We start from the raw sequence: 24,101 nt of genomic DNA on the forward strand, positions 1-24,101 counted from the left end.
CTCGTGGAGAACGAGCCGGGTTTGTTCGCTCAACCGCTCCCGTAGCCCGGCGAACCCTGCCCTGACCAGCCTGCACTATCCAGCGCAAGCGACGAAGCGGACATCAACTCGCGTAACGCCCTCTCAGTGACGTTGGAGGTCGCTCCGCGCCAACCGCACGTGTTCCAGCACAACGAATCGGCAGAGGCGGCAGCGGCGCTGGAGCGAGCCGGCCGGTTCCTGGCCTCCCGGCTTCGCGGCAGGAAGGAGGAATCGTGAGTCGGCTGGCCGAGCATGTGAAGGGGCCGGTGCTCAGGCCCCAGGACGAGCAGTACGGCTCACACCTGCTCCGATACACGCCCGAGCGCGATGCGTGCCCAGGCTCGGACCTGCGCAGGAAGGTGATCGTGGGAGAGGCAGGCTCCGGCGTGGCCAACCGATACGCCACGCACGGCTGCACGGTCAACGACCTCATCCGCGACGACGCGGACTGGGACGGCGCCTTCATGGCGCACGTCGCCCACGTCACCGGCGAGCTGGTCCGAACCAAGGTCCTCACCGACGCGAAGAAGGACGCGATCGTGGCCGCGGCCGCACGATCCGGCATCGGCCGCTGAGCCGTCCCAACCTGTCATAGAGGAGGCCGCGGGCCCTCACGGCTGCCGCGCGAAAACGGCGGACCGCCGCTCGCTCGGTTCGATCAGGGGCCGCCAGGTGGTGCCCGGCCGGGTGGAGGTGCCGGCAGCGACACCGCAAGCGGCATCGCTCAGTCTCCGGCCGGGGCGCGGGCTTGTGATGGCGGCGCGGCGCGGCGGCGTTGGACGCGGTCGGCATCGGGCCAGTGCACGTCGCTGGCCCAACCCAGCCGCTCTAGGAGGCGGATCACCCCGCCCGCCGGGTCGATTTGGCCCCGCTCGAGACCGTGACGGGCGCAGCTGGGCTCGCTGTGATGGCCGTTGTGCCAGCTCTCGCCGAAGGACAGCAGGGCCAGCGGCCACAGGTTGGTGGAGCGGTCGTGGCGGCGGGTTTTGAATGGCCTGCTGCCGACGACGTGGCACAGGGAGTTGACGCTCCAGGTGACGTGCTGCAACAGCGCGATGCGGATCAACCCGGCCCATAGGAAGGCGGTCAGGCCACCGTACAGGGTGCCGATGATCGCCCAGCCGGCCAGGAACGGCAGCACGAGCGACAGCGCACACAACGCGGGAAAAGCGCGTGTCACTCGGGCCATGGCCGGATCGGCCAGCAGGTCCGGGGCATAGCGCTCGGCCGGCGTCTGGTCGTCGGTGAACATCCAGCCAAGGTGAGCGTGGGCAAGCCCCCGAAGCTGCCCGCGAATGCCGGTTCCGTATCGGTAGGGAGAGTGTGGATCGCCCGGCCGGTCAGTAAACGCGTGATGGCGGCGATGCACCGCCACCCAGTCGATCACGTTGCCCTGGAAGGCCATCGAACCAGCGACCGCCAACGCCACGCGCAGCCATGGCCGCGCAGTGAAAGAACCATGAGTCAGCAGCCGATGGAACCCGACCGTCACGCCCAGCCCGGTCACCACATACAAGCCCGCGGCCAGCAGCAGATCGGTGAACGCCACTCCCTGCCCCCACGCCAGGAAGATCGCGACACCGAGCGCAATGAACGGCACCACGACGATCGCCGCCGTCAGCCCCACCTGAGCGCCACCGACCGGCGCGTGTCCTGCTGCCCCGGGGAACGGCGATGCGCCGTCGTAGTCCTGACGGCGTTCCGCCGCCTGCTCGGAAACAGTCATGGAATCTCCTTCATCTCGTCTATACGGTCCGGCGGTGCACGTAACACCAACGCCACGTCGACCGCGGCTCCAGGACGGTGACCACCGGGTGGTCGGTCTCCCGGTAGTGGGCACGGGCATGACGCCCGGGTGAATCATCGGAACAGGCCACCCACCCGCAGGTCAGGCACACCAGCAACCGCGTCCAGGTCTGGCCGAGGGCCAGACATCCCTTGCATTCGGGTGGTCCGTACTCCACAGCCGGGAGCAGGTCGACGTGATCGCAGCGCGGCGCCTGACCATTCAGGCGTGCGCGGTCGGTCGCGCTCGTTCTTTGTGCGTCCAGGGTCATGACGACCCCCTCACCGCGACAGCGACGCAAGCTGCGCCGACTGGTCACCCACCACTCAAGGTGCTAAGCGAGCCCGCGGAAACACGCAATCCCAGCTAGCCTCATCACCTGAGCCGATAGCGAGCCAGCCGGCACATTGCCGACGCGCCGCGCCCGGCTCGATCCCGCATCTCGACAGACCTCCACCAAGCGATCGATCGGAGATCCCTGTCACGGACTCCCACGGCTCTCCCAGTGAGTGCCGATCAACCTGATCATCCCGGGTATCGAGCACTTCAACCTGCTCGTCATCCCACCCGGCACCACACCCGCCGCCGCTGCCAACGCGCTCGGCACCTGATCACACGTTTCGGTGCGGACCGCACGAGCAACCGGGCGGCGGCAGCCACCTCAACTAGCTGACCAGGCGTCATCGCCTCAAGACAGACGGCGAGCCGCTGCCGGTCACCGCGGCAGGCCATGCTCGTCGCGTTCTGAAAGGCGAGTGCGCGCGAGGCTGTGCCGATCGCCTTCAAGACGTCGGCCAGTGCCTGATCCATGTCATCGTCCGGATCCGGCCGCCGCGGAGGTCGATCATTCATCACACTGCACCGTGCCGTCCTTGAGATCCGAGAGTTGTCCGATCCCGTCGTGCCCACCACAGGCCGGGGCTCTGCGCCCGGTGCCGGCTATGGTCAACAGGAGAGCGTCCCCAGAGGGTCAGTTTTGCGGCGTCTCTGAGATCAGAACCGTCTGGTCGTCCCGGCAGCGTCCGGCCGGTGAGCACGGCTGACGATAAGCCTTGCCCGCGACCGCATCAGCAGAATGTTCAGAACGGTCAATGACCTCGGCCAGGTGGTCGGCGGTTCCGCCGCACCATTCGACCAGGAAGAGGGTCGCGTCATCACTTGTCGTCCCCTTCCTCTGCCGCATCAGGGTGTGAGAAAGGCTTCGTACCATCTGCTGCACGCTTCTCGTCATGGGCCCGACACGCTCGATGGAGTTGATCAGACGTTCTTCGCCGAACTGCTCACCACCGATCTCGTGCTCTTCGACAAGACCATCGGTGTAGAACAGCACCCGATCGTGACGCATGAGCTGACGCGTGTTGATCTGCGGAGCGGCACCGCCAAAACCGACCGGTAGGGTGCCCGCACCTTCCAACGCCTCAATGACCCGGTTGCCGCGGATCAGCAACGGCGCCGGATGTCCCGCGTTGACCCATTCCAAGTAACCCGACCCGATATCCAGACGCGCCATCTGCGCCGTGACGAACTGATCGGGACCGAACTGCTCATTGATGGCGGTATCCATGAATTCGTACAATTCGGCAAGCCCCACGTTGGCGCGCCTGGCACGCCGATAGGCGCCAATGGCCACGGTCGCCAGCACAGCGGCGTTCAAACCATGGCCCATCGCGTCAATAACGGCCATGTGCAGGACCTCGTCGTTGAGGGCGTAATCCAAGCTATCCCCGGCGACGTCATAGGCCGGCTCCATGATTCCCGCAACCGCGACCTGCGGGATGGCCATGGACAACGGGGGCAACAGCGACCACTGGATCTCCGCCGACACGCTCATCGGCTCGCGACGCCGCGCCCGGAAGAACTCGTCTGTATAGCTGTTCTTGATGACGAGCATATCGGCGACCAGGCCGGCCAGCCGTCGCAGAAATCGGCGGTCGTCGTCGTCGACCCTGCTGAGGGTCAGGGCCATCACCCCGACCTCGTCACTGCCGTCAAGCAGCGGCAGGAACATCCGGATGCCGTCGGCCACCGGATGTTCCTGCCTCGCCTCGCTGACAAAAGCCTCACCTGCCCATGACCCGTCAATGGGCACTGGGTCGCCCCCCATGAGCCCCCTGCCCGGCAGCGGCACCAACATCACCTGGTCATAGGCCTTCAGCAAGATCGACACATCCCGGCCACCGATCCTGCGCACCTCCTCCGCCACCAACGGAGCGATGAGCTGTGGCGGCATAGCGTGAGCCCGGTCCAGCAACTGCCCCAGCAGTCTCTCGCCGAAGCCTTCCGACCGGTCCACCACAACCTTGTGGCTCTCCGGCACACGTCCCGTCATAACTGATCCGGTTCCCCCGTACTGGATTCCCTCTCTGCCGTGTCATGTTGGGCAGCCCGACCGCTACAGGTACTGGCCCGCCTCGGCGCTGTCTGTCTTCGACACACGCACCGACACCACATTGGCGAGGTTGATGACCACGCCGTGCACGTCAGCCTCACGGTCATATCTCGCCCGCATCAACACCAGGCTGCGCCGCTCGTCCACAGCACGTGCGACCGCCGCCACCGCCTCCGGCTCCCCAGCGAAGTCCCCGCTCATCACGGAGATGTCTTCACCGCCCACCAGGCGGAATCGAATGATCAACACGACATTCTCTGACACGGCCGCCCCCCTCTCGCCAGAATCCGCAAGGAGCACCTGCCCAGCATCGAACGCTGTAGGCAACTGCCCTCCACATCCGCCTACCGCGCCGGCGGCCGCGAAGGGGTCGGTGAGCGGGTCGCCGTCCCGGGCGCCGGCGTCTGCCTCGGCGGCCGGCCAGATTCCTGGCGGGCCACTGTTCCAAGCGGCCATCGCTAACCCTGCGACGGCACCCCGCCACGCTGGTCCGCCAGACCTACCAGCGCTACCGCACGTCCCGCGCGGTCACCGACTACCAGGAGTTCGCCCGTATGCCGCACTGCGCCCTCGGCGCGGGAACAAGTCGCGGACCACGCCATCCACTGTCTGCAGCACCCGGGCTTCGTGGCGTACACCATGGTTCGAGCCGGCGAATCAGACAGGCTCATCGCTGTGGCTGGTGACGCTCGGAGCCCCTCCGCCGGGCGTTGGTCCGGTGGACGGGACGGCGGGTTCCAGCCAGCCGAGCCGCTCGGCGAGTTGGCGTGCGCTGTCGATGACGGTGGCGATGTGGGGAGAGGGGTTGGCGTCGTACCACAACAGTGACCAGGGGTAGTGCGTGGCAGGTTCGATCAGGGGCCGCCAGGTGGTGCCCGGCCGGGTGGAGGTGCGAAAGGAGGAGGGGACGCAGTGCACGCACCGGCGCTGGAGTACGAGGTCAGCCGCGGCGCGGGTGCTCTCAACGGTTCCCTCGTAGATGGTGGGCGCGAACCCGGCCGAACGGCACAGCTCGAGGACGAACTGGTTGAGCTCCGGCGTTTGGGATTCCTCGCCGAGCAGCAGGGGTTCGTCAGCGAGAGCGGCGACGCGTACGCCGTCCGTCATGTCGGCGAAGTCGTGGCCGTCGGGCACCAGCACGCCGAGCGGATCGAGCCTGATCAGCTTGGACTCCACTGCGGCCGGGGTCTGGCCAGCAGGTCCGATGGCGATGTCCAGGCGGCCGTCGGCCAGTTGCCGGTACTGCTCGGGGGTGCCGGCTTCGACCTGGTGGATCGTGATGTCGGAATGGGCGTGTTGGAATTCGCGCAGGATCTGCGGCATGGTGTCGTAGCCGGCGTCGATGATGCCGACACGGAGCGTGGGCGCTGACGCGACGGCGTTGCGTGCGGCTTGCCCGGCGCGGCCCACGTGGTCGAGGATCTGGCGCGCCTCGATGAGGAAAGCGGCGCCCGCCGGGGTCAGAGCGACGTGGTGGGTGCTGCGATCCAGTAGTCGCACGCCCAACTCGCGTTCCAGCCGCTGGATCTGCTGGCTCAGCGCTGACTGCACGATGTGCTCGCGGGCCGCGGCCCGGCCGAAGTGCAACTCTTCGGCCAGCGTCACGAAATAGCGCAGCTGACGTAGCTCCATGCCCGCCAACCCTTTCTGCTGAGCGGCGCCGATCCAGGCGTCTCCCCCACTCTAGGTGCCTCGTGGAGTGTGGGCTCATGGAGGAGCCGGCCCCCGCCGAGGGCTGGGCAGTTACTGCACGGGTTATCAGCCGGGGAGATGAGCTGCGCGTTATCAGCCGGGGAGATGAGCTGCGCGCAACCTCCCTGTTTCCCTCTGGTCCATGCTCGTGTGTCCTGGAGGGACGCCGGAGCGAACCCGCCCGGACCGGGGACGCCGCCGGCGAGCTGAGCTCCGACTGCCGCGTCGCGTCCCTCATAACGTCCACGGCTGCCGGTTACCGGACCGATGACCTCTCAGGAGTAGCTCCATGACCGGACCAGAGAACACTGGTGCCAAGCCTCCCATCATCCTCATCCACGGGCTCTGGCTGACCCCACGCGCCTGGGAGCACTGGATCGAGCACTACACCCAGCTCGGCCACCAGGTACTCGCGCCGGCCTGGCCGGGCATGGAGATCGAGGTCGAGGCGCTGCGCAAGAATCCTGAGGTGATGAACGGCCTCGGCATCACCGAGGTGGCCGACTTCTACGAGACTCTCGTCCGAGATCAGGCCCGGCCGCCCATCATCGTCGGCCACTCCTTCGGCGGCCTGATCGTCCAGATCCTGCTGAACCGCGGTCTGGGCGCCGCCGGCGTCGCGATCCACCCCGCTCCGATCAAGGGTGTGCTGCGGCTGCCGCTCAGCAGCCTGCGCGCCGCCCTGCCGGCCCTGGCCAATCCCGCCAACCGCACCCGGACCGTGGCGCTGAGCCCCAGGCAGTTCCACTACGCGTTCACCAACACTCTGACCCCGCACGAGTCAGAGGTGATCTACCAGCGCTATCACGTCCCGGCTCCTGGCCGGCCACTGTTCCAAGCGGCCGTCGCCAATCTGCGACGGCATCCCGCCACCAGGGTGGACGTGCGCCATGACACCCGCGCCCCGCTGCTCCTGATCGCCGGCGGCGCCGACCACACCGTTCCCGCCACGCTGGTTCGCGCGACCTACCAGCGCTACCGCACGTCCCGCGCGGTCACCGACTACCAGGAGTTCGCCCGTATGCCGCACTTCGCCCTCGGCGCCCCCCAATGGGAACGAGTTGCGGACCACGTCATCCACTGGGCCGGCCGGAACGCCGCCAGACACACCAGGAAAACCCACGCGGACATCCCGTAGACGTCGCCACGCTGGACGAAGGCCGGCATTTTCCGCTGTGCCGACCGGAGCCGCTACGCAACATGCAGACCGGTGCGGTGATGGTCGACGCGTTGGTCGAGGCGATCGAGGAACCGACCGATCGATCGCGGTCACCGCTAGAGCTCACTCGCCGGAGACCCTGGCGGCAGACGGACGAAGATCGGCGGCCGCGATCGCTGATCTTGGACAAGGTCAGCGACTGATAGTGTCAAATGGCCGCAGACCACGCCATCAGCTGAGGGTCGCGACCGCCGGGCCCCCGGTATGAGGCGGGCCCCCGGTGAAGGCTCCGGGCTCCACCGCACAGGCAGACGGGGTAGCCGTCTTCACCGCGCGAGCCGCATCGGCGTGCGTTCTGGTGCGGCTGGATGACCGAAAGGCAGGGCAGTGGCCCTCACATACGGCTTTCTCAGCACGCACCCGCCCACCCAATGCGGGCTCGCGACCTTCAATTCCGCCCTCGCCGCCCATCTCACCAGAGGCGGTGTGTTCGGCGGGATCGTCCGTGTCACCGCGGAAGGCGACGACGAACGGCCTCAGCCGTGGGTCGTGCACACCTGGACTGCGAACACTCCCGGCGGGTGGAGGACCGCGGCCGCCGCTCTCGAGGACTTCGACGTAGCCATCGTGCAGCACGAGTACGGCATCTACCCCGGCGCGGACGGCCGGGACGTCCTGCCGCTGCTGCGTTGCCTCATCGTGCCGAGCATCGTGGTCCTGCACACCGTCCTGGCCAGGCCCACTCCTCAGCAGAAGGCCCTGCTCGAGGAGATCGGGGCCGCCGCCGGCGCGATCGTGACCATGACCGGCACCGCTCGTGACCGATTGACGGCCGGCTACCGGGTGGACGCCGGCAAGGTATTCGTCATCCCGCACGGTGCCGCCGAGCATCTGCGGGTCCCAGCTCGGCGCCACCCTCGTCCGCATCTGCTCACCTGGGGCCTGCTCGGGCCCGGTAAAGGCATCGAGTGGGCGTTGCGCTCGCTCGCGCTCCTGCGAGGCCTCGACCCGTCACCGACCTACACGATTGCCGGAAAGACCCACCCCAAGGTGCTGGAACACCAGGGCGAGGCCTATCGCAACGGCCTGTATGAACTCGCCGCCCGGATCGGGGTGTCCAAGGCCGTACGACACGACCCTGTCTACCGGGATCAGGACTCGCTGAGCCGACTCATCCGCTCGGCGGACGTCGTCGTGCTGCCCTATGACTCGGCGGAGCAGGTCACATCCGGCGTCCTCATCGAGGCCGTCGCCGCGGGCGTGCCGGTCGTCGCCACCTCCTTCCCCCACGCCGTGGAACTGCTCACCTGCGGTCCAGGACTTCTGGTCCCCCACGGCGACCCCGCAGCGCTCGCCTCCGCCGTACGCCGTGTCCTCACACAACCCGGGCTGGCCGACGATCTCACCGGCCGTACCCGCGCCCTGATCCCGACCCTGCTGTGGCCCGCGGTCGCGGCCCGATATGACGGCCTCGCCCGGTCGCTCCTCGCGCAGAGGCCGGCCGCGACGGCCGCGGTGCTGCCGTGAGCACCGTCACTCCTGGATTCAGGCACCTGGTCCGGATGAGCGACGACACCGGCCTGTTCGAGCATGCCCGGCACGCCACCGTCTTGCGCCATCACGGTTACTGCACCGACGACGTCGCCCGCGGCCTCGTCGTCGCCAGCCGGGAGCCGCACCCGGCGCACCGCCTGACCCGGCTGAGCGAGTGCTATCTGGCCTTCCTCACGCACGCTCAGGATCGTTCCGGCGCGTTCCGCAACAGGCTCGCCTTCGACCGGCGCTGGAGTGACCGGCCAGACGTCGGCGATTGGTGGGGCCGGGCGATGTGGGGCCTGGGCACCGCGGCGGCCCACACCTCCGCTCCGTGGATACGGAAGGAGGCTCTGCGCGCCTTCACCCTCGGGGCCGAACAGCGCTCCCCACATCCGCGCGCCATGGCCTTCGCCGGGCTCGGCGCGGCGGAGGTCCTACGCGCCGCCCCGGACAGCAGCGTGGCCGCAACCCTGCTGATGAACGCCGTGGAGACGATCGGTGCTCCCTCGGAGAACCCCTCCTGGCCGTGGCCACAGCCGCAGCTGACGTACGCCAACGCCGCTCTCGCCGAGGTGATCATCTCCGCCGGAGACCTGAGCGATGACCGGCAGCTACTCAGCGTCGGCCTGCGCATGCTCACGTGGCTGTGTGACATTCAGACGAAGAACGGCCGGCTCTCGGTCGTGCCCGCCGCCGGCTGGCGGCAGGGCGCGCCGCGGTCTCGCTACGACCAGCAGCCGATCGAGGTGGCCGCGCTCGCCGACGCCTGCGCCACCGCCGGACTCGCGACCGGTGACCCTTCATGGCAGGAGAAGGTACGGGGGGCAGTGGAGTGGTTCCAGGGTGCCAACGACGCCGGCGTTCCGATGTGGGACCCGGCGACCGGCGGAGGCTACGACGGCCTGACCGAGCAAGGCCCGAACCTCAACCAGGGCGCGGAGTCGACCATCGCGCTGATCTCCACCATGCAACACGCCAGGCGGCTCGCATGACCACCAGGGATCTGGCCACACGGCTCGGCCCGACGCTGACTCCCGACCCGCGAAGAGTGATCATCAAGCTCTTCGTGCCCGGCGAGGACGCCGCGCTCACCCGTACCCGGGCCGCCGCGCTGATCGACCGCGTCCTCCTCCTCGATCATGACCAGACGATCGAGATGCTCCAGCGGACGCTGCGACGATTCGGCGGGCGGCACCACGACCTTGAAGCGACCTTCGCCCATCACCACGACCTGATCCGCCATCGCGTCCCGCGCGACGTCGACCTGTCCCTGCCGGCCCGCCTCCTCGTGGGCGCCTACTTCAGTCACGAGTACGCCGTGGAGGCCGCCGCGGTGTGCAACCCGTCGATGATCCCCCATCCCGACCAGTCCGGCCTGAGCACCGGACAGCTCCGCGTGGCGATCAGCCTGCGGCAGATCGGCGAGGGCCATCTGTCCTCCATCGGCTTCACCACGGCAGTGCTCGGGCCGGGCTCCGACCTCGGCATCGCCGACCGCTCCGGGACACTCTCCGTCGGACGCCGGCACCGGACCCATCATCGGCGCGACCTGCTCGCCGCCGGACTCGCCGACGACGCCTGGGACAACGAGGTGACGGCCAGCATGCTGCGATCCCTGCCGGAACGTTTCGAGGACGACGACTTCGAACACGCGATCGCCCAGCTCCCCACTGACCTGCTCACTCGCACCAGCACGCAGTCGACCCTCGAAGAGATGCGCCGCGCGACGCGCTTGGACTACGCCGTGGCATTCCCCGCCGAGCTCCCACTTCACCGGCGAGTCCTCTGGCCGGCGACCGCAGCCGAGTGCAACGGCATGGAGGACGCACGATTCGTACGGATCATTGACGAAGACGGCAGGCCGTCGTACCGCGCCACCTACACCGCCTACGACGGGCAGCACATCCGTTCTCACCTGATCACCAGCGACGACCTGTGCCATTTCGAGATCACTCCCATGCGCGGCCCCGCCGCCGTGAACAAGGGCATGGCGTTGTTCCCCCGGCTGGTCGGCGGACGCAGGCTGGCACTGTGCCGTTCCGACGGCGAGACCACCGGACTCACCGCCCTTGACCGGCACAACAGGTGGCAACGGCCGGTACCCCTGCACACCCCGCGCCGGGACTGGGAACTCATCCAAGTGGGCAACTGCGGATCTCCCATCGAGACCAGATTCGGCTGGCTCGTCCTGACCCACGGCGTCGGCCCCATGCGCGACTACGCCATCGGAGCCCTGCTGCTCGACTCCCACCAGCCACAACGCGTCATCGCCGAACTCCCCGGCCCACTGCTCACCGCCGACGGCACCGAACGTGAAGGCTACGTGCCCAACGTGGTGTACTCCTGCGGCGGCCTCCTCCACGATGACGCCGTGTGGCTTCCCTACGGGGCGAGCGACACCCGCATCGGATTCGCCCATGTGCCGCTCGACACCCTCATCAAGGAGATGCGTCCACCACAGTGACGAATGGCCGCCCGTCGTATGTGGCCTTTCCGCCTGCGGACTGCTTTCACGACCGAGATCGCCATGCGGCCAGCCTGCTGTTCAACGGCCCCAACACGATCAAGCCGGCCAGCTCATTCGCGGGAGATGAGGTAGAGTAAAGGCACCGAGGACATTTCGAGCGTTGGCACTCAGGCTGGCGTCGCCCGCGGCGAACCAACGCTACCGGCCCCTCTGCGGAGGGCCTGGACGGGTCAGGCGACCATGACGCCGACACTACTTTCTCAACGCACACCGCTCAGCTCCGCCTCATCCGCGATCCCTCAGGTCGATTCCGCGCTACGGCTCAGTCTCCACCCGGTGCTGGATCGGCGAGCCGTGGTGAACGGGGCCTGGTGGCCCTACTCCCGCGACGCGAGGGCCGAACTGCCTGGCCTCATCGCCGCCGTGGACCAGCTGCTTGGCCGGGTCACGCTCCGCATCGGTGTGCACCGGGACGCGTGGCAGCGCGTCCCGCGCCGGATCCCAGCACGCGGGCGGCAGGTCCGGGCCGGCTGGTTCCACCACGCCGATCCGCGTGTGATCATTCTATTCTTCGCCGCCGTCGAGCCGGTCGTCCTGCTGATCATCCCGCCGGGTACCGCCGCCGGCCCTGCCGAGGCCACGCTCAAGCTCACCGCCCAGGACACCACCGGCTGGACTGTCGACGCCATTTTCACCCTCGCGCACCTGCCGCCCGACCCCGCTGTCCGCGCGACGCCCGCCGGCAGTTCGGCCCGCTGGGAGAACGAGGCCGGATCGGTCACCGAGCAGGAGGCGCAGTCCACCGTCAGACGGCTGTCAGCGCCGGCGTGACCACGTGCCGCCTGCCGGCCAGATTGAGCGGTTCAGGCACTGCCCGTTCTGGCAGCGGACCGATCTCCGGCCGGCAGGCTCCTCATCCCATTTCCAGCCTCTCCGAACAGGAGACTTCCATGACCGTCATCGACACCGTCTCGTTCCGCGGGGCGACCGCCTCCGCCTCCACCCTCGTGCACCTGGCCGGGAACATCGACATCTTCACTACAGCGCAGCTGCGCCAGCGACTGCTGAACGCCCTCAGCCGCAGCTCCAGCCTGCTCATCCTGGACCTGTCCCGGGTCACCTTCTGCAGTGCCGGCGGGCTGGGTGTGCTGCTCGGCGTGCAAAGCCGGGCCCGGGCACGGGGCATCACGCTGGCCTTGACCGGCATGCCCCCGTTCATGGCCCGGCTGCTGCGCGTCACCGGTCTGGATCGCCGCTTCCCGATCGTGGCGTGAGCCGCGATGCCGACCCCTGGCCCGACTCTCTGGCAATCACAGGGGTTGCGAGCACGCCACAGTTGCGGGCGCCTCGTCAGAGCCCATGGAGAACCGCCACACACAGGAACGCCCGGATTGCCGCACGTCCCGCGATGGGCGATGTCGTCCTTGCCGTCGCCGTTGTGGTCGACGACCCGCATGCCGAAATGCGGCGTGATGGATCCGTCAAGATACGGGTTGGCCCCCACTGTTTCGCGGCGAAGACGTTCGTCTCGGTGCTGATGTGGGCGCGCATGCACGCGGTCGTAGAATCGCATCGGCCGAGCTAGGCGATGTCGTCACGACCGTCTCTGTTGAAGTCGCCGATCTGAAGGCCGTATTCGTCGGGGTTCCAGTACACGTCGTTGCCCCAGTCGCTCATGGATAAGCCGCTGCGATGCTGGCGGTGCAGAGGGGCACGCCAAGCGGTACTACCGCCACCGCCCTGCTCCGGTTGCGCTCAGAGCCACGCCCCTGCCTCGCAGCCCGCGCTTACCATGCGGGCGGCGCCGGCGGCGGCTAGGGCGAGGTCTTCCGGGTGGTGCAACGCTGCGTGGCCAACTGCTGGTCGTGCTCGCGTCGGGCCAGGGGATGGCGCGCCGGACCTCGATGTCGCCATCGATGACGGCATGCAGAGAGGTCAGGACGTGGCGGCCGCCGATCAGGAATCCGCGCCGCCCGTTCCTCGGGCACCGCGCCAGCCAAGATCATCACGATGCCGCCCTCGCCTCATGCCGGTGTGTCGCGGCCAGGCCCTTCCACGCCTTGGCCGCGCGAGAGTAAGGGCCCCTGGCGGTCTCCTCATAGGTCCCGTCCGCGGCTTGGCGGCGGACGAAGAACTCGGCGCTTTCCTGGCACAAGATGAATTCCTCGCAGCAGGAGGCTTCGGCCACGCAGAAGAGCCCTTGCGGGACATATGGCTGCCACTGGTGCATATCTGATCATTTCCGGTGGCGCGGCGGCCGGGCCGCGAAGGACGGGGGTTCGGCCGCCGCGCCTGCTCGTGAGCCCAGGTCGCGGGGGGTCGCGCCCACGCCGGGAAAGATCGCGGGAGCGCCCTAGATGGCCACGCCCAGCTTGCGCAGCGCGGCGCCGGGCAGGCGCAGGGTGCCCGCGTCCAGGTTGCTCATGTCCCGCACCGCGAACGCGTCCTCGATCTCCGCGATCCGTGCATACGCCACGGTGGTGCCGTCGACTTCGGCGAACAGGGACTCGTCCAGCTCGAACTCATACAGGTCGTTGATCCTCTCGTGGTCGTTGACCTTGCCTTTGTCCTGGTTGCCGGTCATGAAGGGCGTTCCTTTCCTATAGGCCCGGGAGGGGCTGGCTTGCCAGACCGGGGACTGGCCTGGACCCGACCCGCTGATTGCGACACCGGCAGCGACGGGCCGGGGGGCTTTGCTGCGAGTGGCAGGCCGCGAGCTGCCCGAAGGCGCGTCGCTCTCGGAGCCGATGACCGGGATCTCGGCGGCCGGGATCTCGGCGGCCGCCACGTCCGCCCACACGACGCGATGACCGCACTCAAGCCGCTGCGTCCCGCAGCGGACCGACAGGCTCGCCACCAGGCCTAGGCCCCGGCCCGATTGCGCCATGGAGTTCCTGTTGAGGTGGAAGCGCAGTTCTGGCTTCGGCGTACCCGGGTCGATCACTTCCAGCCGGACGAAGTCGTCTCCGAAGCCGAGCCGAACCTTGACCCAGTCGCGTTGCGCGCCCGCCGGCACATGCAGCACCGCGTTCGTCACCAGCTCGGAGACGACCAGCAGGGCATTGGACAGGGCCGCCGGGTAACCATCGGCCAGCCACAGCCTGATCGCCAGTCGAGCCAGCCGCGGCGATCGGGCACTACGCCGCAGCGTCGTGCCTTTCCACCGGGCAACGTCCGGCATCTGCGCAGATATGGTTCCCGTTGACACGAAATCACCGACTTATTCGAGTTATCGTCCGCAATCCCCGAGACAGACACACTGTCGTGTTCGACTGTGTCGGCTCCAGCATGAACAATCACGCAACCGATTGGTACGCCAATCTCGCGAAACCTGCCCGACAAAGAAATGCAGACGGCCTGTATTGATTGTCGCCTCGACGTCGCAGTACGGTCACCAGCAGTAATGCCCCCAGCTCACGACCGTGGAGGCACTTTGGAGATCCCCCGCCCTGGCGACCAGATGTCGCCCCGAGCCCGGTTCGCCCATGACCTCGCTGAGCACCGCAAGGCCGCTCGGATGACACAGGCGGCGCTGGCGGCGCGCATCCGCTGTCACGAATCGCTCATCAGCCACATCGCAACTGGCCGCCGGACCCCCACGCTCGAATTCGCTCAAGAAGCGGACAAAGTATTCGGCCTTGACGGTCATTTTGTCGCTCTCTTCAAGCGGATATCCCAATCGCCTGCTCTCGGCTGGTTCGCTCGCTGGGTCGAGGAGATCGAGCCGCGCGCCGTCATCTTGCAATCCTGGGACCCGCTGCTGGTTCCCGGCATTCTGCAGAACGCCGACTACGCCCGCGCGATCTTCTCCGCTACTGCCGCTGGCGGCCGCGTGGAAGAGCGCGTTCAAGCCCGCATCCAACGCATCGCGATCTTCGACGATCCCAGCCCGCCAACCTTTCTCGCGCTCATCGACGAGGGCGTGCTGCATCGCCCCATCGGCGGCCCCGACGTCCTGGCCGGCCAGCTTCGCTACCTGCTGGAACTGGCCCAGCATCCGAAGATCACCGTCCAGCTCGTCCCTATCGCCGCCGGTGGCGTGGCCGGCATGATGAGCGCGTTCGCGCTCGCGCGGCTGCGCGACGGATCTGAGGTTGTCTCAGCGGACTCGGTGCTGTCCGGTCAGGTCACCGGCGATCACGAAGCAGTCGCGCGCCTCAAGCAGCGGTATGACACCATCAGATCAGACGCGCAGCCGAAAAAAGTAACGCAAAAGGCAATAGAGGATGCGATAAGGAAATGGACCAGCTGAACCTCGACGAAGCGGACTGGCGCAAGTCCAGCGCCAGTGGCGACAACGGGCAGTGCGTGGAAGTGGCCACCAACCTCCCCGGCATCGTCGCCGTCCGCGACAGCAAGAACCCTCAAGGCCCCGCGCTGATCTTCACCCCCGGCGAGTGGAAAGCCTTCCTTACAGGCGCCAACCAGGGCGAGTTCGACATCTGACGGTGCCGACGCAGTAGGACCAGCTGCGCAGCGGTACTCGTGAAGCCGCGACGCCACCGGCCTCCCGGCTGCTCGCCGACAAGGCTCCCGCCCTGCGTGGGGCCTGGCGCGTTGACCGAGAGGAACGGCATGGGCGTCCTGGAACCGTGTGATCGAGGCGCTGGCCTCCGGGCGCGACCAGTCGGTCGGACGCGGTCCCGGTTTGACCCAATCCGCGGACGTCACGGGGTCGTCGCGGCGAGGACGGCCGCGGTATCGAGCTCGAAGGGACGGCCCTCGCAGCCGGGGCGCTGGGGACGGGGCCTCGTCTGTTCGTGCCGCTCATGCGCTGGGGCACAGGACGAAGAGCGGGAAGGCACGGCGGCTGGGCTGGTCGCCGATCTCCTTCAGCGCTGCGCGGATCTCGCGCAGGTGACCGGTGGTCATCTGCAGTGGGGGCTCGTCGGGCTGGTAGACGGTGCGGATCGGATAGTCCACGCCCGGTTGGCGGGTCATTTCGATGTGGCAGCCGAGCACGTGGGTGACCGTCCGGTGGTCGCAGAAGTCGATCAAGCGATCGATCGTCCGGGTGAATGCCTGCCAGTCCTGAATGTAAAGCCGGCCGGGGTAGACCGTGTCGCCGGTGAGGAGGAACCCGGTCCACGGGTCGTAGAACGTGACCGCCGCCTCGTGGTGGCCCGGGGTGGCCAGACACTCCAGCACCCGGCCTCCCAGATCGACCTGCGCCACGGCGGCGGGGTGGTCGGCGAATTCGAAGTACGCCCAGGCAGTGGCCAGATCGGCGCCGATCACCGTGGTGTCGGGACGATCGGTGAACTGGCCGTCGCCCGCGATGTGGTCACCGTGCGGATGGGTGTGGAGCACCAGCAGGTGATACCCGTGCCGGGGGTGACGGGCGAGCCAGGACTCAATGAGCTCGTCGACCACCCGGCGGAGGGGGAAGAACTCGGCGGATTCGGTGGCTCCGGTGTCGATCAGCACCGCCTGGGCGTTGCCGAAGAGCAGGAACAGGAACGGCGCCTCGTAGTCGATCGCCATGTTCTGCCGGAGGATGAACGTGTGCTCGTCGTAGGCGTGGACCTGGATGTCCGGGTCGGTGTTGTGCTTGGCCGACGGCGAGCCGTGGATCCACCGGACATCCAACGCACGAGGCCGGGGAGTCGCTGCGGTGAAGTCGATCAGGGAGGTGTGGGCACCCAAGACGTCTCCTTGAGTGCGTCGTCTTGGCGGGCCGGGTACGGCGCACATCTCGTCCGGGGCAGGCACGTACGAGCCGCCACGGCGACGCTATCACGGCACTGAGCGGCAAGGCCGCCTCGCTCCGTCCGGTCCGTCGCGATCGTGTACGTCCGCCGGCCGACGCTGGTCCAGAGGCTGGAGAAAGCCTGGCCAGCGCGGTGCCTAGGCCAACACCGCGGCGAGGTCCGCCACCGTTCGGTAGTGGACACCGGTCATGCCGAGCAATGTGGCCGCCTCTACGTTCTCGAGCCGGTCGTCCACGAACAGGCAGCGCTCGGTTGCGGCGCCGGCGAGTTCTGCGGCGATCTCGTAGATGCGCTGGTCGGGCTTGGCTACCCCGACCGTGGCGCTGCTGACCACGGCGTCGGCGAAGTGAGTGAGTCCGATGCGGTCCAGGTGCTCGTCCAAGGTGTCCGTGGCGTTGGTCACCAGCACCACTGGCACTCGCTCCCGTGCCTTCGCCAGCAGCGCCTTGACGTCCGCATCCACCGTGAACGGTACGGCGATGAACTCGGCGACCGCGAGCCTTGCCCGTTCGTCTCCGCCCAGGGCGACGACGACCGACTCCGCCCACTCCTCCTCGCTGATCAGGCCGAGTGTGGCCGGACCGATGAGGGCGGGGTCGAAGGCGGTCCGCATCAGCGGCAGCCCGTAACGGGCCTCGATCTCGGCCTGAACGGCATGGTCGAAGTGGCGGAGCACGCCGTCAAGGTCACAGAGCACTGCGTCGAAAGGCATCATGGCCCTCCATTGTGCGGTGTGGGGGCGCCCCACAGGCTGTGGCCCGCGGGTCAGGACAGGCCCAGTGCGCGCAGCCGCAGGGCGTCGAGGGTGTATTGGGGGACGATGCGGCCGAGCGTGCTCATCAGCCGTGACTTCTTGCCGACCGGGTAGCGCGAGCGCGGCTTGCGGGCGGTCAGGGCGTGCAGGACGGCGCGGGCGACCACGTCGGGGCTGGAGCCGGAGCGCTCTTCCTTCAGGCCGCTGGTGACCATGGTCCGGTAGGCGGCGCCGTACAGGTGTCGGCCTTCCTCGCCGATGGCGGCCAGGCGGGGTTCGACTTCGCCTTCGAGCTTGTCGACGGCGGCGGTGTGGATGGAGCCGGGTTCGATGAGGACCGCGCGGATGCCCCAGGGCTTGACCTCCATGCGCAGCGCGTCGTTGAGGGAGCGGATGGCGTGTTTGGAGGAGCAGAGGGGGCCGCCGAAGGGCAGGGTGATCCAGCTGCCGACCGAGCCGACGGTGACGACGCGGCCTTTCGAGGTGCGCAGCTTCGGCAGCATGGCCTGGGTGACGGCCACCTGGCCGAACACGTTGACCTCGTACTGCAGGCGCAGCGCGTCCAGGGAGACGAATTCCAGGGGTCCGGTGACGCCGATGCCGGCGTTGTTGACCAGGGCGTCCAGGCGGCCGATCGTCCTGACCGCCTCCGCGATCTGGCCGGGGTCGGTGACGTCCAGCGTGATCGGGGTGACGGTCGGGCCGAGCGCCTGCCCGTCGGCCTCCTTGCGGACCCCGGCGTAGACGGTGAAGCCCTCGCGGGCCAGCAGCAGGGCGGTGGCCCGCCCGATTCCGGTGGAAGCACCGGTCACCAGCACTGTCTTCGACATGGCGTGCTCCTTTCGGCTCATGCCAACAATTGTTGACCTAGCATGGCCACTAAGTCAACACGTGTTGGCCTACACTTGCTGGCATGAGGAGATCGGCAGGAGAGACCAAGGCGGCCATCCTGGCCGCCGCCCGCGAGCGCTTCGCCGCCGACGGCTACGAGAAGGCGACGATCAGGGCGGTCGCCGCCGACGCGGGCATTGACCCGGCGATGGTGATGCGGTACTTCGGCACGAAGGACAAGCTGTTCGCCAGCGCCGCCGAGTTCGACCTACGCCTGCCCGACCTGAGCCAGGTGCCGCGCGAGCGCCTGGGCGAGATGGTGATCCGGCATTTCCTGGAGCGGTGGCACGCCGATGACGTGCTTCAGGTCCTGCTGCGTACGGGGGTGACGAACGAGACCGCGGCCAGGCGCATGCGCGAGGTCTTCGGTACGCAGCTCGCGCCGGTGATCGCAGTCTTCGCGGGGGACCAGGCGGCGACCAGGGCGGCGCTCGTGGCCTCCCAGGTGCTGGGGATGGCGCTCTGCCGCTACATTCTGAAATTTCCTCCCGCGGCCGACATGGCGGACGAGGAGGTGATCGAGTGGCTCGCGCCGACTCTCCAGCGCTATCTGACCGGCGGCTGAACCTTGTGTTCCTCCGCGATGAGGAAGGAGATCAGCAGAGGTGGGCCAGCAGCATATCCAGCGGCCGCGGCACGCGATCGAGATCGAGTGCCGCGACGAGCAGGCCAGAGTAGCGGATCTTGCGGCCACCGCCTGATCCCATGAACCGGCGCAGCTGGTCGTGAGTGGCGCTCCCGCGCCATTCGGGCTGCTTCTGAAGCGTGCGAAATGAGCGGAGCTCGCCCTCGGCGTCGATGACGCGCTCAACCGTGGCGGTGCCAAGGGCGCGGATCAGCTCGTCTTCCAGGTCAGCGACGCACACGAAGAATCCGAGCGCTTCCAGATCGCTTCGGCTGAGATTGGATCCAAGGCCGGCGCGCTCGAGAACTCTCCGGAAGTCGCCTTCCTCTCCGACGTCGCACAGACCGGCCAGCCGGAGGTTGCGACCGGACGGGCCGAACCTGCCGATATACGTCCCGATGTTCGTGGCACCGCCCATCGCCACAAGGGAGATGCCTTCGGCCGCCAGGTTCCGGCCACGGCGCTCGGCCAACGCTTGAATGGCCGACTTGTCACTGACGCCCTCGACCAGGACCACGGTTCGCGTGTCGCTCACGAGCCCAGCCTTGCACCGAACCTGGAGGGGTTCATCCCCTTTTACGCGTGACGAGAGGCGGGGATGGTGAGGGGGTGCGGTCAGGCGGCGGCGCGTTCGTCGGCGGGCCGGCGGCGCAGGCGCGCGTGCTGGATGGCGGTTGGGTTGTAGGCCATGTCGAGCCGGCCGATGTCGGTGCCGGGCGGGACGATCTCGTCGATCCGGTCGAGGATCTCATCGGTGAGCTTGACGTCGACGCCGGCGAGCAGGTCGTCGAGGTGATCCATGGTGCGTGGTCCGATGATCGCGGACGTGACGCCGGGGTGCGCGATGGCGAAGGCCATGGCCAGGTGGGTCAGCGAGATCCCGGCGTCCTGGGCGACGGGGATGAGCTGCTCGACGGCGTCCAGGCGGCGCTCGTCGCTCAGGTGCTGGAAGCCGAACTGGGACCGGTGTGTGGCGTTCTGCTGGTTCTTGCGGTAGCGGCCGGTGAGCAGGCCGCCGGCGAGCGGACTCCAGACCAGGGTGCCCATGCCGTACTCCTGGACTACGGGGAGGACCTCGCGCTCGATGCCGCGGTTGAGGATCGAGTACGGAGGCTGCTCGGTGCGCAGCCGGGTCAGGCCGCGCCGCTCGGCGACCCAGTGGGACTGGACGATGTCCGAGGCGGGCAGGGAGGAGGTGCCGATGGCCCGGACCTTGCCGGCCCGCACCAGGTCGGTGAGCACCGAGAGGGTCTCCTCGATGTCGGTGTCGGGGTCGGGCTGGTGGATCTGGAACAGGTCGACGTAGTCGGTGCCCAGGCGGCGCAGCGAGCCGTCCAGGGCGCGGATCAGCCAGAGGCGAGAGGCTCCCGACCGGTTCGGAACGACCGGGGTGGCGCCGCTGGGGTCGAAGTTCACGGGGAACCGGGCCTTGGTGGCGAGCACGACGTCGTCGCGGCGGCCCTTGAGTGCCTTGCCAACGATCTCCTCGGACTCGCCTTGGGAGTACATGTCGGCGGTGTCGATGAAGTTGATCCCGGCGTCGAGGGCCCTATGGATGATCTTGATCGAGTCGTCGTGGTCGGGGTTGCCGACGGCCCCGAACATCATGGCGCCGAGCGCGTAGGGGCTGACCTTGATGCCGGTCCGGCCGAGGGTGCGGTACTGCATGCGGTTCTCCTGGGTTTGCGGTCAGAGGTGTGGTGAGCGATCTGTCGGTGCCGTACTCTGAAGCGGAAAGCTATTCCGGAACTATATGGAAAGGCTTTCCGGTTAGCAAGCGACCTCCACGAATGCCGCCGGTGCGAGGCGGCTCAGCGGATGTTCCGAATTGCCCGGGTGTCCGCGCGGCGTGTGCACCCCAGCGGCCAGGGGTCTGCCTTCCTGGGGGAGTCGCCCGACGAACAGCGTGTGGCGATCAAGATGCTGCACGCGCGGCTGTACATCGTCAGCGAATACGTCCCGGGGCCGTCCCGCGCCGGTCACCAGCACGACCTTGCGTTCAGGTGTCTTTGTCATGGTTTCGAGCTTCGGGTACGTGGCGGGGGTGGCCCAGGCCGCCGTGAGCCTGGGAGTAGCGCACCCACCCTCGGCCGGCGGTTCACGCCTACGCTTGGTGGCATGACGGGAACGCCTCTGGGGGACTTCCTCCGCAGCCACCCGGCCCGCGTACGCCCCGAAGACGCCGGCCTGCCCGCCGGCTCGCGGCGGCGCGTGCCGGGGCTGCGGCGCGAGGAGGTCGCGATGCTGGCCGACGTCAGCGTGGACTATTACGTACGGCTGGAGCAAGGCCGGAACGCAACCCGTCACCACAGGTCCTGGCCGCGTTGGGGGCCGTACTCCACCTCGACGACGACGCCCGCGCCCACCTGTTCCGGCTCGCCGGACTCACCCCACGGCCCGCCTGGTCCGCCCCCGAACGCGTGGACCCCGAGTTGCTCCAGCTGCTCGACGGCTGGCCGCACAACCCGGCGCTGGTGCTCGGGCGGGCCTACGACGTGCTCGCCGGCAACCGGCTCGGATACGCGCTCTTCGAAAGCTTCCACGGCGGCGCCAACCTCCTGGTCAAACTCTTCCTCGATCCGGACGCGCGGTCGTTCTACGGGGATTGGGAGGCCGCCGCCGTCAACACGGTGGCCGGCTTCCGGCTGCTCCACGGGCAATATCCGCACCATCCACGCGTACGCGAGGTGCTGGGCCTCATGCTGGACCGGAGTCCGGAGTTCGCGGAGCTGTGGCGGCGGAACGAGGCGCGCGGCAAACGCGCCGAGGTGAAGACCTTTCACCACCGCGACGTCGGCGAACTCACGCTGCGCATGCAAAGCTTCGATGTGCGCGCCGCACCCGGCCAGCAACTCGTCGCCTACCACGCCGAACCCGGCTCCCCCAGCGCCGACGCGCTCGCCTTGCTCGGCACCCTCGCCGTCACCGCCGATCGGTAGCAACGCGTGCGGCCATCGCCGCGAGGCGGCGGGCGAGCCGGGCAATGGCCTCCCGCAGCTCCGGAGGCTCCAGCACCTCCGCCTCGAAGCCCATCCGGGCCACGTGCACGGCCAGCCAGTCCAGGTCATCCCCGCCGACGACGAGCACGCACCACCCGTCGCGATCGTCCTCGACCCGCCCCACCTGGGGCGGCACCAGCTCCCGGACCTGGTCGGCCCTGGCGTGCACCCGCACCCGGGCGAGATAGCGGTACGGCGCTTCCGTCACGCCCCGCTGCACGAAGGCGACCGGGTCCGGATGCTCCCTCGCCCGGAAGCGCCAGGTCGTCGCCGCCACCTCGCGCATCCGGTCCAGCCGGAAGGTGCGCCAGTCGTCGCGGTCGACGTCCCAGGCCATCAGGTACCAGCGGCGGCCGGTGGCGACCATCCGCACCGGCTCGACCGTGCGTTCGCGCTCCCCGCCGTCGCGGCCGGCGTACCGGAACCGCACCCGCACGGCGTCGCGACAGGCCCGCGCGAGCGTCACCAGCAGCTCCGGGTCGATCTCGATCCCGGGACCGACCAGGGTCTCGGTGGCGCCGTGCACCGCCCGGACCTCGGCGCGCAGCCGGGGCGGCATCACCTGGTCGAGCTTCGTCAGCGCCCGCAGCGCCGCCTCACCCGCCCCGGCGACCGTGCCCCCCGACGCCAGCCGCAGGGACACCGCCGTCGCGATCGCCTCCTCGTCGTCGAGGAGCAGCGGCGGCAGCCGGGTGCCCGCGCCGAGCTGGTAGCCGCCGCCGACGCCCGCCGTCGCGTGCACGGGGTAGCCGAGCGCGCGCAGCCGCTCCACGTCGCGACGCACCGAGCGGTCGGTGACCCCCAGCTCGGCGGCGAGCTCGGTGGCGGTCCAGGACGGCCGGTGCTGCAGCAGCGCCAGCATCCGCAGCACCCGCTCGGTCGTCGCCTCGACGGTCACGCGCTCATCGTCCCACAGATCACGGAACGACCCTGTCCGCTATATGCGGCAAGGTGAGCACCATGACCGACCAGACCTGGAATCCCCTGCTCCGAGAGCAGATCGACTGGCATTGGACCGAGCAGCTGCGCGGTCGCCTCGACGGGCTCACCGACGACGAGTACTTCTGGGAGCCCGCGCCCGGCTGCTGGAGCGTGCGCCCGCGCGGCACCGGCACCGCACCGGTGCAGGGCGGGTCCGGCGCGATGACCATCGACTTCGCGATGCCGATGCCCGATCCGCCACCGTTCACGACGATCGCCTGGCGACTCGGGCACGTGATCGTCGGCGTGCTCGCGATGCGCAACGCCGCGCACTTCGGTCGCGCGGCCACCGACTACCAGTCGTTCGAGTACGCCGCGACCGCGGACACGGCGCTGACCCAGCTCGACGCCGAGTACGCCACGTGGCTGGCCGGGGTCGAGTCCCTCGGCGAAACCGGCCTCGCCCGCCCGTGCGGAGAGGCGGAGGGACCGTACGCCGAGCGTCCTCTGGCAGCCCTGGTGCTGCACATCAACCGCGAGCTGATCCACCATCTGGCCGAGGTGTGCCTGCTCCGCGACCTCTACCTGCACACCCACCAGCAGATCCGACAGGAGGCGAGCTGAGATGGCCCGCGACGTACAGATCACCTTCGACTGCGCCGACCCGGCCGGGTTGTCGGCATTCTGGGCCGAAGCCCTCGGCTACCGGCTGCAGGACCCGCCCCCCGGCTTCAAGTCGTGGGAGCAGGCCCTGGAGGCGATGGGCGTGCCGCCCGAGCGCCGCAACGACGCCTCGGCGGTGGTCGACCCCGAGGGCTCCGGGCCGCGACTGTTCTTTCAACGGGTGCCGGAGGGCAAGCAGGTCAAGAACCGCGTGCACCTCGATGTGCGGGCCGCTCCCGGGCTCGAGGGCGACGCGCGGATGGCGGCCCTGGAGGCGGAGGCCGAACGGCTCGTCTCCCACGGCGCCACCCGGCTCCAGCGCTACGAGCCCGCTCCCCCTCTCGGCGCCGGTCACATCATGATGGCCGACCCCGAGGGCAACGAGTTCTGCCTGGACTGATCAATCGTGCGGCGGGTCAGCGATTTCTTCACTTAACCTCCCCAAAATGCGGTAAACATGGGCGCCGTTCGGGCGGTCGGATAAGAG

At 68.5% G+C, this 24,101-nt stretch carries 25 protein-coding genes and 1 riboswitch; of the genes, 13 read left to right on the forward strand and 12 right to left on the reverse strand.

Features of this window, described 5'->3' with window-relative positions; genetic code table 11:
• The first annotated feature begins 254 nt into the window (after positions 1–254).
• Complete coding sequence (locus ACTWQA_RS53325) at positions 255–596, forward strand: hypothetical protein (protein ID WP_443166484.1); 342 nt, start codon at positions 255–257, stop codon at positions 594–596.
• Positions 597–745: 149 nt separating this feature from the next.
• Here the strand turns inward: ACTWQA_RS53325 and ACTWQA_RS53330 are convergent, their stop codons facing one another.
• The 5 genes from ACTWQA_RS53330 to ACTWQA_RS53350 form a co-directional block, all read right to left on the reverse strand.
• The gene (locus ACTWQA_RS53330; RefSeq protein ID WP_443166485.1) at positions 746–1,747 is read right to left on the reverse strand and encodes an acyl-CoA desaturase; all 1,002 of its coding nucleotides are present in this window, start codon (positions 1,745–1,747) and stop codon (positions 746–748) included.
• Between the two features lie 19 nt (positions 1,748–1,766).
• Positions 1,767–2,078 (reverse strand): UBP-type zinc finger domain-containing protein, encoded by a 312-nt coding sequence (locus ACTWQA_RS53335; RefSeq protein ID WP_443166486.1) that lies wholly within the window; start codon positions 2,076–2,078, stop codon positions 1,767–1,769.
• Positions 2,079–2,777: 699 nt separating this feature from the next.
• Positions 2,778–4,124, reverse strand: a complete 1,347-nt coding sequence (locus ACTWQA_RS53340) for a PP2C family protein-serine/threonine phosphatase (RefSeq protein WP_443166487.1) — start codon at positions 4,122–4,124, stop codon at positions 2,778–2,780.
• A gap of 75 nt (positions 4,125–4,199) precedes the next feature.
• On the reverse strand, positions 4,200–4,442 hold the full coding sequence (locus ACTWQA_RS53345; RefSeq protein WP_443166488.1) for a hypothetical protein: 243 nt from the start codon (positions 4,440–4,442) through the stop codon (positions 4,200–4,202).
• Between the two features lie 411 nt (positions 4,443–4,853).
• Positions 4,854–5,828 (reverse strand): LysR family transcriptional regulator, encoded by a 975-nt coding sequence (locus tag ACTWQA_RS53350; RefSeq protein ID WP_443166489.1) that lies wholly within the window; start codon positions 5,826–5,828, stop codon positions 4,854–4,856.
• Between the two features lie 349 nt (positions 5,829–6,177).
• On the opposite strand from ACTWQA_RS53350, the gene ACTWQA_RS53355 reads away from it, so the two are divergent.
• The 6 genes from ACTWQA_RS53355 (at position 6,178) to ACTWQA_RS53380 (ending at position 12,324) form a co-directional block, all read left to right on the forward strand.
• Complete coding sequence (locus tag ACTWQA_RS53355; RefSeq protein ID WP_443166490.1) at positions 6,178–7,026, forward strand: alpha/beta hydrolase; 849 nt, start codon at positions 6,178–6,180, stop codon at positions 7,024–7,026.
• Between the two features lie 408 nt (positions 7,027–7,434).
• Positions 7,435–8,574 carry a glycosyltransferase gene (locus tag ACTWQA_RS53360; protein WP_443166491.1) on the forward strand — a complete coding sequence of 380 codons (1,140 nt, stop codon included), beginning with the start codon at positions 7,435–7,437 and terminating at the stop codon, positions 8,572–8,574.
• Positions 8,571–9,575 (forward strand): glycosyltransferase, encoded by a 1,005-nt coding sequence (locus ACTWQA_RS53365; RefSeq protein ID WP_443166492.1) that lies wholly within the window; start codon positions 8,571–8,573, stop codon positions 9,573–9,575. Before ACTWQA_RS53360 ends, ACTWQA_RS53365 begins: the two co-directional genes overlap by 4 nt.
• Positions 9,572–11,047: a glycoside hydrolase family 130 protein gene (locus ACTWQA_RS53370; RefSeq protein WP_443166493.1), complete on the forward strand. Its 1,476-nt coding sequence runs from the start codon at positions 9,572–9,574 to the stop codon at positions 11,045–11,047. The genes ACTWQA_RS53365 and ACTWQA_RS53370 overlap by 4 nt, the downstream gene beginning before the upstream one ends.
• Positions 11,048–11,290: 243 nt before the next feature.
• Positions 11,291–11,881 carry a DUF5994 family protein gene (locus ACTWQA_RS53375; RefSeq protein WP_443166494.1) on the forward strand — a complete coding sequence of 197 codons (591 nt, stop codon included), beginning with the start codon at positions 11,291–11,293 and terminating at the stop codon, positions 11,879–11,881.
• A gap of 119 nt (positions 11,882–12,000) precedes the next feature.
• Positions 12,001–12,324 carry an STAS domain-containing protein gene (locus ACTWQA_RS53380; RefSeq protein ID WP_443166495.1) on the forward strand — a complete coding sequence of 108 codons (324 nt, stop codon included), beginning with the start codon at positions 12,001–12,003 and terminating at the stop codon, positions 12,322–12,324.
• A gap of 1,079 nt (positions 12,325–13,403) precedes the next feature.
• Here ACTWQA_RS53380 and ACTWQA_RS53385 read toward each other — a convergent pair.
• Complete coding sequence (locus ACTWQA_RS53385) at positions 13,404–14,231, reverse strand: ATP-binding protein (RefSeq protein WP_443166496.1); 828 nt, start codon at positions 14,229–14,231, stop codon at positions 13,404–13,406.
• 252 nt (positions 14,232–14,483) lie between these two features.
• Between ACTWQA_RS53385 and ACTWQA_RS53390 the strand changes: the two genes are divergently transcribed.
• A complete protein-coding gene (locus tag ACTWQA_RS53390) occupies positions 14,484–15,302 on the forward strand; it encodes a helix-turn-helix domain-containing protein (protein ID WP_443166497.1) in 819 nt (272 codons plus the stop codon).
• Positions 15,290–15,496: a DUF397 domain-containing protein gene (locus tag ACTWQA_RS53395; RefSeq protein ID WP_443166498.1), complete on the forward strand. Its 207-nt coding sequence runs from the start codon at positions 15,290–15,292 to the stop codon at positions 15,494–15,496. The genes ACTWQA_RS53390 and ACTWQA_RS53395 overlap by 13 nt, the downstream gene beginning before the upstream one ends.
• Before the next feature lie 321 nt (positions 15,497–15,817).
• Here the strand turns inward: ACTWQA_RS53395 and ACTWQA_RS53400 are convergent, their stop codons facing one another.
• The 3 genes from ACTWQA_RS53400 to ACTWQA_RS53410 form a co-directional block, all read right to left on the reverse strand.
• On the reverse strand, positions 15,818–16,696 hold the full coding sequence (locus ACTWQA_RS53400) for an MBL fold metallo-hydrolase (RefSeq protein WP_443166499.1): 879 nt from the start codon (positions 16,694–16,696) through the stop codon (positions 15,818–15,820).
• A 12-nt stretch (positions 16,697–16,708) separates the two neighbouring features.
• Positions 16,709–16,776, reverse strand: a riboswitch (guanidine-III (ykkC-III) riboswitch).
• A gap of 121 nt (positions 16,777–16,897) precedes the next feature.
• Positions 16,898–17,476, reverse strand: a complete 579-nt coding sequence (locus ACTWQA_RS53405) for an HAD family hydrolase (protein WP_443166500.1) — start codon at positions 17,474–17,476, stop codon at positions 16,898–16,900.
• Between the two features lie 50 nt (positions 17,477–17,526).
• Complete coding sequence (locus ACTWQA_RS53410; protein WP_443166501.1) at positions 17,527–18,345, reverse strand: SDR family oxidoreductase; 819 nt, start codon at positions 18,343–18,345, stop codon at positions 17,527–17,529.
• 83 nt (positions 18,346–18,428) lie between these two features.
• Between ACTWQA_RS53410 and ACTWQA_RS53415 the strand changes: the two genes are divergently transcribed.
• Complete coding sequence (locus ACTWQA_RS53415) at positions 18,429–18,971, forward strand: TetR/AcrR family transcriptional regulator (RefSeq protein ID WP_443166502.1); 543 nt, start codon at positions 18,429–18,431, stop codon at positions 18,969–18,971.
• 31 nt (positions 18,972–19,002) lie between these two features.
• On the opposite strand, the gene ACTWQA_RS53420 is transcribed toward ACTWQA_RS53415, so the two are convergent.
• Both ACTWQA_RS53420 and ACTWQA_RS53425 read right to left on the reverse strand, forming a co-directional pair.
• Positions 19,003–19,566, reverse strand: coding sequence for a TOPRIM nucleotidyl transferase/hydrolase domain-containing protein (locus ACTWQA_RS53420; RefSeq protein ID WP_327586452.1), 564 nt, complete (start codon positions 19,564–19,566; stop codon positions 19,003–19,005).
• An 80-nt stretch (positions 19,567–19,646) separates the two neighbouring features.
• Positions 19,647–20,699 carry an aldo/keto reductase gene (locus ACTWQA_RS53425; RefSeq protein ID WP_443166503.1) on the reverse strand — a complete coding sequence of 351 codons (1,053 nt, stop codon included), beginning with the start codon at positions 20,697–20,699 and terminating at the stop codon, positions 19,647–19,649.
• A 656-nt stretch (positions 20,700–21,355) separates the two neighbouring features.
• Here ACTWQA_RS53425 and ACTWQA_RS53430 point away from each other — a divergent pair.
• Positions 21,356–21,970 (forward strand): MmyB family transcriptional regulator, encoded by a 615-nt coding sequence (locus tag ACTWQA_RS53430; protein WP_443166504.1) that lies wholly within the window; start codon positions 21,356–21,358, stop codon positions 21,968–21,970.
• On the opposite strand, the gene ACTWQA_RS53435 is transcribed toward ACTWQA_RS53430, so the two are convergent.
• On the reverse strand, positions 21,954–22,892 hold the full coding sequence (locus ACTWQA_RS53435) for a helix-turn-helix transcriptional regulator (RefSeq protein ID WP_443166517.1): 939 nt from the start codon (positions 22,890–22,892) through the stop codon (positions 21,954–21,956). The genes ACTWQA_RS53430 and ACTWQA_RS53435 overlap by 17 nt on opposite strands.
• A 98-nt stretch (positions 22,893–22,990) precedes the next feature.
• Here ACTWQA_RS53435 and ACTWQA_RS53440 point away from each other — a divergent pair, with 98 nt between their 5' ends.
• Both ACTWQA_RS53440 and ACTWQA_RS53445 read left to right on the forward strand, forming a co-directional pair.
• Entirely contained in the window at positions 22,991–23,575 is a 585-nt protein-coding gene (locus ACTWQA_RS53440) for a DinB family protein (protein WP_443166505.1), read from the forward strand.
• A 1-nt stretch (position 23,576) separates the two neighbouring features.
• Positions 23,577–24,014, forward strand: a complete 438-nt coding sequence (locus ACTWQA_RS53445; protein ID WP_443166506.1) for a VOC family protein — start codon at positions 23,577–23,579, stop codon at positions 24,012–24,014.
• Positions 24,015–24,101 lie beyond the last annotated feature (87 nt).

The sequence above is a fragment of the Nonomuraea sp. 10N515B genome, assembly GCF_052245915.1.
Lineage (GTDB): Bacteria > Actinomycetota > Actinomycetes > Streptosporangiales > Streptosporangiaceae > Nonomuraea.

Excerpts from the sequence above, each read along its gene's own strand:
- ACTWQA_RS53375 (WP_443166494.1), top strand. The coding sequence starts at position 11,291 with ATGACGCCGACACTACTTTCTCAACGCACACCGCTCAGCTCCGCCTCA.
- ACTWQA_RS53445 (WP_443166506.1), top strand. The coding sequence starts at position 23,577 with ATGGCCCGCGACGTACAGATCACCTTCGACTGCGCCGACCCGGCCGGG.
- ACTWQA_RS53355 (WP_443166490.1), top strand. The coding sequence starts at position 6,178 with ATGACCGGACCAGAGAACACTGGTGCCAAGCCTCCCATCATCCTCATC.
- ACTWQA_RS53380 (WP_443166495.1), top strand. The coding sequence starts at position 12,001 with ATGACCGTCATCGACACCGTCTCGTTCCGCGGGGCGACCGCCTCCGCC.
- ACTWQA_RS53435 (WP_443166517.1), bottom strand. The coding sequence starts at position 22,892 with ATGCTGGCGCTGCTGCAGCACCGGCCGTCCTGGACCGCCACCGAGCTC.
- ACTWQA_RS53440 (WP_443166505.1), top strand. The coding sequence starts at position 22,991 with ATGACCGACCAGACCTGGAATCCCCTGCTCCGAGAGCAGATCGACTGG.
- ACTWQA_RS53370 (WP_443166493.1), top strand. The coding sequence starts at position 9,572 with ATGACCACCAGGGATCTGGCCACACGGCTCGGCCCGACGCTGACTCCC.
- ACTWQA_RS53335 (WP_443166486.1), bottom strand. The coding sequence starts at position 2,078 with ATGACCCTGGACGCACAAAGAACGAGCGCGACCGACCGCGCACGCCTG.
- ACTWQA_RS53425 (WP_443166503.1), bottom strand. The coding sequence starts at position 20,699 with ATGCAGTACCGCACCCTCGGCCGGACCGGCATCAAGGTCAGCCCCTAC.
- ACTWQA_RS53415 (WP_443166502.1), top strand. The coding sequence starts at position 18,429 with ATGAGGAGATCGGCAGGAGAGACCAAGGCGGCCATCCTGGCCGCCGCC.
- ACTWQA_RS53330 (WP_443166485.1), bottom strand. The coding sequence starts at position 1,747 with ATGACTGTTTCCGAGCAGGCGGCGGAACGCCGTCAGGACTACGACGGC.
- ACTWQA_RS53405 (WP_443166500.1), bottom strand. The coding sequence starts at position 17,476 with ATGATGCCTTTCGACGCAGTGCTCTGTGACCTTGACGGCGTGCTCCGC.
- ACTWQA_RS53395 (WP_443166498.1), top strand. The coding sequence starts at position 15,290 with ATGGACCAGCTGAACCTCGACGAAGCGGACTGGCGCAAGTCCAGCGCC.
- ACTWQA_RS53385 (WP_443166496.1), bottom strand. The coding sequence starts at position 14,231 with ATGCCGGACGTTGCCCGGTGGAAAGGCACGACGCTGCGGCGTAGTGCC.
- ACTWQA_RS53410 (WP_443166501.1), bottom strand. The coding sequence starts at position 18,345 with ATGTCGAAGACAGTGCTGGTGACCGGTGCTTCCACCGGAATCGGGCGG.
- ACTWQA_RS53350 (WP_443166489.1), bottom strand. The coding sequence starts at position 5,828 with ATGGAGCTACGTCAGCTGCGCTATTTCGTGACGCTGGCCGAAGAGTTG.